At 65.4% G+C, this 9838-nt stretch carries 11 protein-coding genes; 5 read left to right on the top strand and 6 right to left on the bottom strand.

Annotated features, from left to right (window positions below):
* Positions 1–47 precede the first annotated feature (47 nt).
* Positions 48–2234 (top strand): selenide, water dikinase SelD, encoded by a 2187-nt coding sequence (gene selD, locus WEA77_RS15800; protein WP_368068827.1) that lies wholly within the window; start codon positions 48–50, stop codon positions 2232–2234.
* Here selD and mnmH read toward each other — a convergent pair.
* Entirely contained in the window at positions 2221–3309 is a 1089-nt protein-coding gene (mnmH, locus tag WEA77_RS15805) for a tRNA 2-selenouridine(34) synthase MnmH (RefSeq protein WP_368068828.1), read from the bottom strand. The two genes, selD and mnmH, sit on opposite strands and share 14 nt — an antisense overlap.
* 353 nt (positions 3310–3662) lie before the next feature.
* Between mnmH and WEA77_RS15810 the strand changes: the two genes are divergently transcribed.
* Both WEA77_RS15810 and WEA77_RS15815 read left to right on the top strand, forming a co-directional pair.
* Positions 3663–3920 (top strand): YdcH family protein, encoded by a 258-nt coding sequence (locus tag WEA77_RS15810; protein WP_368068829.1) that lies wholly within the window; start codon positions 3663–3665, stop codon positions 3918–3920.
* A 2-nt stretch (positions 3921–3922) separates the two neighbouring features.
* Positions 3923–4195: a zf-TFIIB domain-containing protein gene (locus WEA77_RS15815; protein WP_368068830.1), complete on the top strand. Its 273-nt coding sequence runs from the start codon at positions 3923–3925 to the stop codon at positions 4193–4195.
* A gap of 53 nt (positions 4196–4248) precedes the next feature.
* Here WEA77_RS15815 and WEA77_RS15820 read toward each other — a convergent pair whose 3' ends face one another.
* The 3 genes from WEA77_RS15820 to WEA77_RS15830 all read right to left on the bottom strand — a co-directional run bounded on the left by WEA77_RS15820 (position 4249) and on the right by WEA77_RS15830 (position 6582).
* On the bottom strand, positions 4249–4554 hold the full coding sequence (locus WEA77_RS15820) for a DUF190 domain-containing protein (protein WP_368068831.1): 306 nt from the start codon (positions 4552–4554) through the stop codon (positions 4249–4251).
* A 3-nt stretch (positions 4555–4557) separates the two neighbouring features.
* Entirely contained in the window at positions 4558–5544 is a 987-nt protein-coding gene (locus WEA77_RS15825; protein ID WP_368068832.1) for a sodium-dependent bicarbonate transport family permease, read from the bottom strand.
* A gap of 126 nt (positions 5545–5670) precedes the next feature.
* Positions 5671–6582: a LysR substrate-binding domain-containing protein gene (locus WEA77_RS15830; RefSeq protein ID WP_368068833.1), complete on the bottom strand. Its 912-nt coding sequence runs from the start codon at positions 6580–6582 to the stop codon at positions 5671–5673.
* Positions 6583–6691: 109 nt separating this feature from the next.
* Here WEA77_RS15830 and WEA77_RS15835 point away from each other — a divergent pair, with 109 nt between their 5' ends.
* On the top strand, positions 6692–6865 hold the full coding sequence (locus WEA77_RS15835) for a hypothetical protein (protein ID WP_368068834.1): 174 nt from the start codon (positions 6692–6694) through the stop codon (positions 6863–6865).
* A gap of 284 nt (positions 6866–7149) precedes the next feature.
* On the opposite strand, the gene WEA77_RS15840 is transcribed toward WEA77_RS15835, so the two are convergent.
* Together WEA77_RS15840 and WEA77_RS15845 are read right to left on the bottom strand one after the other, a co-directional pair.
* On the bottom strand, positions 7150–7818 hold the full coding sequence (locus tag WEA77_RS15840) for a Bax inhibitor-1/YccA family protein (protein WP_368068835.1): 669 nt from the start codon (positions 7816–7818) through the stop codon (positions 7150–7152).
* A gap of 50 nt (positions 7819–7868) precedes the next feature.
* Positions 7869–8837 carry an aspartyl protease family protein gene (locus tag WEA77_RS15845; RefSeq protein WP_368068836.1) on the bottom strand — a complete coding sequence of 323 codons (969 nt, stop codon included), beginning with the start codon at positions 8835–8837 and terminating at the stop codon, positions 7869–7871.
* A gap of 180 nt (positions 8838–9017) precedes the next feature.
* Here WEA77_RS15845 and WEA77_RS15850 point away from each other — a divergent pair.
* A partial coding sequence (locus tag WEA77_RS15850; protein ID WP_368068837.1) for an acetyl-CoA C-acyltransferase occupies positions 9018–9838 on the top strand: 821 nt, incomplete at its 3' end.

Raw genomic sequence — 9838 nt, forward strand, 5'->3', positions numbered from 1 at the left:
GTCCCTTAAAGCACTTCAGACCGAGCCATACTGAACCCCCGGATGCCATGGACACTGACTGGCCCCTTTCCAGAGACCTCGTGCTGGTCGGCGGCGGGCACACGCATGCGCTGGTTCTGCGCCGCTGGGGGATGAAGCCCCTGCCGGGCGCGCGCCTGACGCTGATCGATCCCGGCGCCTGCGCAACCTATACCGGCATGCTGCCGGGCTTTGTGGCCGGCCACTACACCCTGCGCGACATACAGATAGACCTTGTGCGCCTTGCACGGTTTGCGGGTGCACGGATCATCTTCGACAATGCCACCGGGCTCGACCGGGAGGCCCGGCTGGTTCATCTCGCAGGCCGCCCGCCAGTGCGTTATGATATCGCCTCATTCGATATCGGGGCCACGGCGGCGCTTTCGGGCATCGGCGGCTTTGATGACTTCGCCCATTCCGTCAAACCGATGGGCCCGTTTGCCGCCGCCTGGCAGGCTTTCGTGGAGGACCGGCAGGCGCGGCGCGCGCCTGCCCGGTGTATTGTCATCGGCGCCGGCGTGGCCGGGGTGGAACTTGCGCTCGCGATGGCGCACAGGCTTCGTGCTGCGGGCCTCCCGGATTCGCAGGTCAACCTGATCGAAGCAGGCCGCAACATTCTTGCCGCGGCGCATGCCGGAACGCGGCGGCGCCTCATTGCAGCTTGCGGAAAGCTGGGCGTCGGGATCCGGACCGGAACAAGCATTGTACACCTGCGTCAGGGCGCGGCGGAACTCTCCGATGGACGGACGCTGGCAGCAGACTTCATCGTCAGCGCTGCCGGGGCGCGCGCCCATGACTGGATTGCACGAACCGGCCTCGCGCATACGGACGGGTTCATAAATGTTGGCGCGGACCTGCGGACCCTGGATGATCCCGATGTGTTTGCTGTCGGCGACTGCGCTCACCTTACCCACGCGCCGCGCCCCAAGGCCGGCGTGTTCGCTGTGCGCGAAGCGCCTGTCCTGTTGCACAACCTGAAGGCAGCCCTCTCCGGCGCGCCGCTCACAGCCTATAATCCGCAGACTGATTACCTGAAACTGATTTCGATGGGCGACAAGACCGCCGTCGGACACAAGCATTTCCTCGCACTGGCGGGCCGCCGGGTCTGGTCACTGAAGGACCATATCGACCGCACCTTCATGGCGCGGCTGAATGATCTGCCGGCGATGCGCGCCCCTGAGCCGCCGGCCGAGCGGGCGCTTGACGAAGCAGGCGGCGCACCGCCGGACATGCTCTGCGGCGGGTGCGGCTCGAAGGTCGGGCGGCCGATCCTGACCGCGGCGCTCAAGGACATCGGCCCCGCCATGCGGGACGACACGGTGCGCGGACCCGGTGATGACAGCGCGGTGCTGCGCACAGGCGGACAGCTGCAGGTATTCACCACCGATCATCTGCGCGCCTTCATCGACGACCCCTTCCTGATGGGCCGGATCACCGCCGTCCACGCGCTCGGCGATGTCTGGGCAATGGGCGGGCGGCCCCAGTCTGCGCTCCTGTCGCTGATCATACCGCGCATGAGCGACCGGCTGCAGGCGGCGACCGTGGCCGAGGTCACAGCGGCCGTCAGCGAGGTGCTGCGCAGCGCAGGGGCAGATCTTGTCGGCGGGCACACCAGCATGGGACGTGAGCTGACCATCGGCCTGTCCGTGACCGGACTTTTGGACGGTCCGGCTGTGGGGCTGGACGGGGCGCGTCCGGGCGACGTGCTGATGCTGACCAAGCCGATCGGATCCGGTGTTATTCTTGCCGGGCATATGCGCGGCTCAGCCCGCGGCGACGACGTGCGGCAGGCAGTGGACATCATGCAGCGACCGCTCGCAGCCGCTTCGCGCATCCTTGCGCCCGGCGCCCACGCCATGACCGACGTGACGGGTTTCGGCCTCGCCGGGCACCTGATGAACATGCTGGAAGCCTCCGGCGCGGCAGCCGAGGTTTCTCTCTCGGCCATTCCCCTGATGCCGGGGGCGGAACGGCTGGCAGGACAAGGCCTGCGCTCTTCGATCTGGCAATCCAATGCATCCCTGAGCGGACGGATCACACGCCCGGCCTCGCCAGCCAGCGACTTGCTCTTCGATCCTCAGACAGCAGGCGGCCTGCTGGCCGCTGTCCCGGAAACCCTCGCGCCCGGGCTGCTGGCGCGACTGGCCGCCGCCGGAGAAACCGGCTGGGTTATCGGGACGATCACCGGAGGAGCTCCCGCGATCAAAGTGACCTGAGTGTCGCAGCCCCGCGCTCTGTCAGCGCGATGATCTCGGCGGCCGCGCGCTCCAGCGTCGGCGCCAAAAAATCCGAAAGACGGACCGTTCCGAGTTCAGGCTGCGTATCGCGGGCGCGCTGGCGCGCATACTTCGGATCGTAGTGATGTGCAGCGATCTCGCGGGCGAGGTCTTCCGTGCGCCCGGCGGCGGCGAGGTCATGCCAGGCCGTGATCCGGTCTGCCGCCTGATAGGGCCGCAACCGGTCGATCGTCCGGGTCAGCCGCTCGGCGTCCGCAGCGACATCGCCGTAAGCCCCGGCAAGGTAGGCGCCGCGCGCGTCCAGCTCCGCTTCGATCCGGACCCGCGGCGCGCGCCGCATGTTGTCCCACAGGACGCGCGGTAGGGTCAGCCGGCCGATCCGGCTTGACTCGGCTTCCACAAAGACCGGACGCGCAGGGTCAAACGACACGATTTTCATGGCGAGCGCGCTCTCCATCGCCTTCTGCGAGGGCTGGCCTGGTTCGAGTTCGCCGAACAGCGAGCCGCGGTGTCCCGCGAGGCGCTCGAGGTCCAGCATCTGCGCCCCTTGCGCCGCGAGGTATTGCAGGAGCTCCGTCTTGGCTGTTCCGGTATTGCCGTCGAGTATGACCAAAGGACCGGTCAGGACGCCGCCCTCGCCAGGCGGGCGGTGCAGCAGGTCGACGACCAGCCGGCGGTAGGACTTGTAACCGCACTCTACTGTTTCGGCGCGCCAGCCGATCTGCCTCAGGATGGTTGCGAAGGCGCCGGACCGCATGCCGCCGCGCCAGCAATAGACCAGCGGCCGGTAACTGCCCGGCTTGTCCAGCAAGTGCGCCTCAATGCTGGCGCCCGTTCGTTTGGCCACAAGCGCGCCGCCGATCTTCCGGGCCAGAAAAGCGCTCTCCTTCTTGTAGAGGGTGCCGACGCGGGCGCGCTCCTCGTCGTCCAGCACCGGCAGGTTGATGGCGCCGGGCACATGGTCCCCGGCAAACTCGCCAGGCGAGCGAACATCAATGATCTCGTCAAAGGGGGCCTGCAGGAGATCGGTCAGAGCTGTCAGTGTATAGGGCATATGCCTGCCTAACCCCTGGAAATCCCGGCGCAAGGTGTCAGATGCAAACCCTGGCATCGCCGTGACAGGTGCCAGCGACTGCTTTTACAGGGCATGGCAGGGCGCCCTCCAGGGCGAGCCTGACATAAACGTCAGATGAAGCCGGTCCTTTCGGCAGGGCGCTCACTTGCAAATCGCGGGCGCCGTAGCCAGATACTCCGTGTGCGGACCGGGCCCCTCTGGCAGGCGGCGCTCCCCCCCGGGGAGGCGCCTGCGATGTCGGACCGCACCGGGAGAAATTCCGGTGCCGGCTCAGTGCAGACATTGCCCGAAGGCCCGCCGCGACTCCCGCAGCCAAGCAAGAGGAGTATGCCATGTCATCCAACTACATCCACGCCCTGGTCCAGCGCCATGGCGCCCTCGAGCGGCGGATCGAGGACGCCCTGAAGTCGCCCGCGCCCGACACTCTCTACATCACATCTCTGAAAAAGCTGCGTCTCGCCTATCGCGACCTTATCCTTGAAGCGAAACGGCAAAAGCGCATCCGCAGCACTTCTACGCGTACGCGGCGATGGCCACGGGCGCCAACAGCAGCTTCGGCGCCTGTGCAGCAATTGGGCGGGGGACACTGATCATGCCGCTGCACACCTCGCCGATTGACGGCGCCCCTATGCGCACTATCCGCCGTTACGGGATCGAAATTGACGTCTGCCCCACCACCGGCGGCGTCTGGCTCGACCGTGGCGAACTCGAGAAGCTGATCGGGATAATCCGGGAAGATGCTGAACAGGAAATCCCTTCCCGCGCGCGCCTGCGCCGGGGCGAGGATGGTTCTGACGACGATGGCCCCTCCCGCCGTGCGCGGATGGATCGCAAGTCCAGGCTGCTGGACCTGTTCGACTTCTGAACGGCTGGGCGCCGCTCCGGATACCGGGGCGGCGCTCTTGCCTTGTGCGGAAGTCAGAAGCGGTCCGGCCGGAGGACCTTCACTTCACCGATGCTCAGTACACCAATGTGACTGCCGAGCAGCCGTTCGAGGTCCACCAGCGCGGCCTGGACCTGCGCATCGGCGCCGAGGGAGATGATCACGACCATGTCGCTGGAGGCGGACATGTCCGTATCACGGCTCCAGCGCGTGTTTCCGCCGAAGCCGGAAATGGCCGGCAGGAGCGTGTAGCCGGTGAGGCCGGACGCCTCGAGGATATTGCAGGCGCGCGGCGCGGCCATGCGCTCGATGATAACCTCAAGGCGGTGGCGCGTGTGCATGTGTCAGGCGGCTCCTGGCGTGATGGCTTTTGCCAGCCAGATATACAGCGGCAGGCCAAGGATGAGATTGAACGGGAATGTAATGCCGAGCGAGAGCGTGAGATAGATGGAGGGCCGCGCTTTCGGCAGGGCGAGGCGCATCGCAGCGGGCACGGCGATGTAGGAGGCCGAGGCTGCGAGTGTGATGAGCAAAGCTGCGTCGCCCGTGCCCATGCCGTTGAGCGCTGCGACGCCGGTCGCAAGGAGGCCGGAGACGAGCGGCATGTAGACACCGAAGGCAATCGCTCCGGGGCCAAGCTGGCGCCAGCCATTGCGCAGGCCCCGGCCGGCGGAGAGGCCCATGTCCAGCAGGAAGAGACAGAGCACGCCCTGGAAGGGCTCCACAAAGAAGGGCGCAACGGTCTTCATACCCCCCTCGCCGCTGATCCAGCCAATCATCAGCGAACCGATCAGGACAACGACCGACGCATTGAGCATCACTTCGCGGGCGAGCTCGCCCCGGTCCGATCCGGCAACGCTTTCCTGGCTGCCAGGGCTGCGATGTGCGATGATCAGTGCCGAGATGATCGCCGGCACTTCCATCAGCGCGGCGACGGCGACGAGATAGCCCGAGGTTTCGAGGCCGGCAGCGGCAATGGCCTGGCCGGCAGCGACGAAGGTGACGATGGAGATGGAGCCGTAGTGCGCCGCGGTCGCGGCCGCATCGACCGCACCGAGGCGCGTGGTGAGGCGCAGGAGGCCGTAGGCGATGACTGGCAAGAGGAAGGACAGCGCGACGGCCGAGATCATCACGAAGCCGGCATCCCAGCCAAGGTCGCCCTTGGAGATGGCAACGCCGCCCTTCAGGCCGATCGACATCATCAGGTAGATCGCAAGGCCTTTCGCGAAGGCCTCCGGGATAGTCATCTGGGATTTAAGCAGCGCTGCCCCAAGGCCAAGCAAAAAGAACAGGACAATCGGCGACAGAAGGGTGGCGAGGGCGATGTCCATGCGGGCCGGCTCTCCTGCCGCAAGGCAGGCTGCCTCCGTCTGCGGCAGGGCTCTAGCGGAGGACGTGTCGCAGGCGCTAATTGATAGATGGGATGCGCTCGATAGCTTCAGACTATCGACGCCGGCCTATTCGTTGCGGAGAGCCTTTTCAGCAGCGGCCCGCAAAGGGCCGGCAAGTCCCTTCAGGCTGGCCGCCAGCGGCGAGGTGTCCCGCCAGATCAGCGACACTTCCCGCCGGGCCAGCGGGTGATCAATCAGGCGCGCATTCAGACCCTTGTTTCGCCGCGCTTCGGACAGCGCATAGAGGCTCGGCAGGACGGCAACGCCGGCGCCCATCTCCGCCATCAGGCGGACCGCATCGAGACTGGTGCCCTCATATTCCGAACTGACGACGGCGCCGGAAGCGGCCGCGAGCTCGCGAATGATCGCATTCAGGCGGTGGCCCTGGCCGAGGGTCAGCAGGGCATGGCCCTTGAGATCCTTCAGGCGCACCGGACCTTCACCTTGCGAGAGCGCATCTTCGGCGGGCGCGCACACATAGAGCCGCTCCGAGAAGAGGACTTCGTGATGAACGTTCTCGTGGTCGATGGCAGAGGAGATGATCGTGTCGAACTCGCCGGCCTGCAGATGCTCGTCGAGATCGATGGTGCGCTCCTCGCGTACGCTGAGGCGCAGGTCGGGAAAGCGCTTGTGCAGGTCGCCGCTGGCGAGCGGCAGGAGATAGGGACCGATGGTCGGCAGGACGCCGAGGCGCAGGCGGCCAGAAAGCTCGGCCCGGCCGAAGCGCGCAACCGCCTTCAGGTCTTCCACCTCGCGCAGGATGTTGCGTGCACGGCGCACCAGCTCCTGGCCCGCAATGGTGAGCATGGCGCCGCGACGGGAGCGCTCGACAAGCTGGACGCCGAGGCTCACTTCCATCTCTGCAATCTGCGCAGACAGGCTTGGCTGACTGACATTCACGTGCCGGGCGGCATCGCCGAACTTGCCGGTATCGGCAATGGCGACCAGGTACTGCATCTGGCGAAGGGTCGGTCTCATATCATAGCCTTTAGCTATCGAATATAAAGAATAGTTAGATTGGAACTATCAATTTACAAGCCCCATTTCACCCGTGAACCAGATAGCGGTTCGCAATGAGGAGACCACCATGAGCTACAATATCCATACCAATGGCCATGTCGGTGTAGCCGGACAAGGCCAACTTCCGGCGACTGCGCAGGCAACGCCCATCGCTGCGCGGCCCGGCCAGCCGGAGCGCCGGGACTGGCGCAGGCGCCGGAAAGTCCGTGCACGGCGCACCAGCGGATTGCGGGGCATCTGAGATGCTTTGGCCTGCGGACTTCGACATGCTGTTTCAAGACAAGCCGCGCAAGGCCGCAACGCCGGCCCGGCGCGCCCGGAGACAGCGTGTTCTTCAAGCTGCGACGGCGGTTGCAGCCTCGCCTCTCCAGACCGCACGGCGGCGATAGCCGGCGAGCGCCACTTACCGCCGGCGGGTAACCCTCTCCCCGCCGGCGGATTTTTTTGCCTGGTTTCCTGAAGCACAAAACAATGCCGGCGGCGCAATGAAGCTGCTCCGCCGGCCATTCTATCTCCAGCGGTTGCCTATTCCTCACGCGGCGAGAGGATGGACAGGATGAACTGGAAGAGGTTGACGAAATTCAGGCAGAGCGAGAGAGCGCCGAGGCTGGTGGCCACTGCCATCGAGCGCACATCCCCTTCAAGGGTATCGTATCCCTGCTTCTGGCGCTGCGTGTCAAAGCCCGTGAGCGCCGAGAAAACAACCACGCCGATCACCGAGATGGCGAAGCTGAGCAGTGAGGACTGAAAGATCAGGTTGGTCAGGGAGGCGAGCACCAGGCCCACTACGCCCATTACAGGAATTGTTCCGAAGGCCGACAGATCCCGGCGGGTGGTGTAGAACCACAGGCTGAGCGCGCCGAAGGCAGCGGCCGTGATGAAGAAGGCTTTCGCAATCGTCAGAAAGTCGGCGCCTGTGCCGAGCCGGGCCGCGAGCACCCAGGCGCCGATCAACGACGCGCCCGTCCAGTAGAGCAGGTTCGCCGTCAGCGCGACATCGTTCGCTTGGCGAAGGAATTGCGCCTTTCCGAAGCAGCAGAAGTCCTGGAACGGATCTTTCCGCGCTATGGCAGAGTGGACGAGCCGCTGGCCGATCTCACCGAACCCGGCTCCGGCCGGGCGACCGGCTGTGGCCATGACCGCATCCATGAGGGCATCACCGGCCCGCCCGACGAGATCGACCGCAGCCTGCATGCGATCAGCCTCGTGCTGACGCATGCTTATGGGGCGTTTGGCCAGGCCGGCTATTCGCCCAGGCGCGTGTCACGCGCGTTCAGGTCGATACCGACCTGCCGGAAAGGCGCCGCCGGAAGACTGAGTACCATCCGGCTGCGGCGCCGGTCGATCTGCACCCGGAATTCGGACAGCAGGTCCAGGCCGATAACCATCACGGGTTCCTCGCTGATACCCAGCAAGCGGAAGAGTTCGGGATCGGACACGAAAAGGTCTGCATTCTCGAAGTTGAAGTCCCCGAGCCGCACCCTGCGGGCAGGGGCGACGCGCATTGACTGATCGCCGCCGGTTGCGCCCTGCAACAGCTGCGTCTTCTCGGGATTGGTCTTGAGGCCGGAAAGGTCGGCGAAAACGGAATTGACGTAAGTGAGGTTCGAGCCGGTATCGATCAGCGCGCGCCCCTTGCGACCGTTGATGCGGATGCTGACGAACATCAGCCCGCCGTCGAGTTCATAGGGTACTGTGTCGTAGAGCGCATTCCCCGGCTTGTCGGGCCTGCCGTCATAGACAGATATTTTCCGCGTACGGAAATCGAACTCGAGGATGTCGCCCGGAAAGGCGGAGGCTGGCAGGATGTTGGCCGCCGTGCCCGGAATGTCGAGATCCCGGCTATAGGCGGCCTCGACCGCGTTGAGGCGCACATTGCCGGCCTTGACGCTTCCCAGCCGGACGATGGAATAGTCCTTCGCACCATTCACACCGAGGATGCTGACGCGCGGCGTGGAGGCATCCGGGGCAATGACGCCGCTGCGCAGGGCGATGCGCCCGTCGATCATCGGGAAGGTTGCAGCCGTGTCGAGCACGCCGGTGGTGATCGTCGTTCCATTGATCTCGAGCGGAATCTGCATGTGCTCGAGGTCGCTGATCTGGAACGGGATCACGAGCCTCTCTGCCGCAAGGGCGGGCATGCCCATGATGGCCTGGGCAGACAGCGCCAGCGCCAGCGCCAGTTTCCAGATTGGTCCGCGGATCTGCGCCATGCGCGTCTCTCCCGTGCGGAATCTATCTCACAGTTTGCCAGCCCCGGACAGGCCCTGCCGTCCGGGAGCGTGTCGCAGCGGCTGCCCCCGCGTCACGGCTTCCGCTTACGCTTACGTTCGCGTAAGGCAAAAATCTGCGACGCCCCCAGCCAAAGGGCAGTCCACAAAGGGAGATTCATCATGGCCGAAGCCTATATCATTGACGCCGTCCGCACCCCGCGCGGGATTGGCAAAGTTGGCAAGGGCGCCCTCGCCCACATGCACCCCCAACATCTCGCAGCGACCGTCCTGAGCGCGCTGGCCGAGCGCAACAAGCTCGACACCGCCACCGTTGACGACATCATCTGGGGCACCTCCAGCCAGCGCGGCGCGCAAGGCGCCGACATGGGCCGCATGGCCGCCCTCGATGCCGGCTACGACATCAAGGCCTCGGGCGTCACGCTCGACCGTTTCTGCGGCTCTGGCATCACCACCGTGTCGCTCGCTGCGGCGCAGATCATGTCCGGCATGGAAGACTGCGTCATCGCCGGCGGCTGCGAGATGATGAGCTACACTTCCTCGACCGCCGATCCGAAATCCCCGCCCACCATGGACGTGGGCAACCTGCGCCTGCGCGCCAAGCATCCGCAATCGCAGCAAGGCGTCTGCGCCGATGCCATCGCGACGCTGGAAGGCATCGACCGCGAAGCCGTTGACCGCCTCGCCGTGGTCAGCCAGCAACGCGCCGCCCGCGCCATCGCCGAAGGCCGCTTCGACAAGTCGGTCGTGCCGGTTTACAACGTGGACGGAACACTTGCGCTCGACAAGGAAGAGTTCCCGCGTCCGAACACGACGATGGAAAGCCTCGCCGGCCTGAAGACCGTGTTCAACATGTACATGGACATCCCGGTCGACGACACGGGCAACACCTATGGCAACATGGTCACCCGCAAGTACCCGCAGATCGAAGGCAAGGTGAACCACGTTCACCATGCCGGTAATTCCTCGGGCGTGGTGGACGG

This window comes from Hyphomonas sp., from assembly GCF_040882205.1.
Classification (GTDB): Bacteria; Pseudomonadota; Alphaproteobacteria; order Caulobacterales; family Hyphomonadaceae; genus Hyphomonas.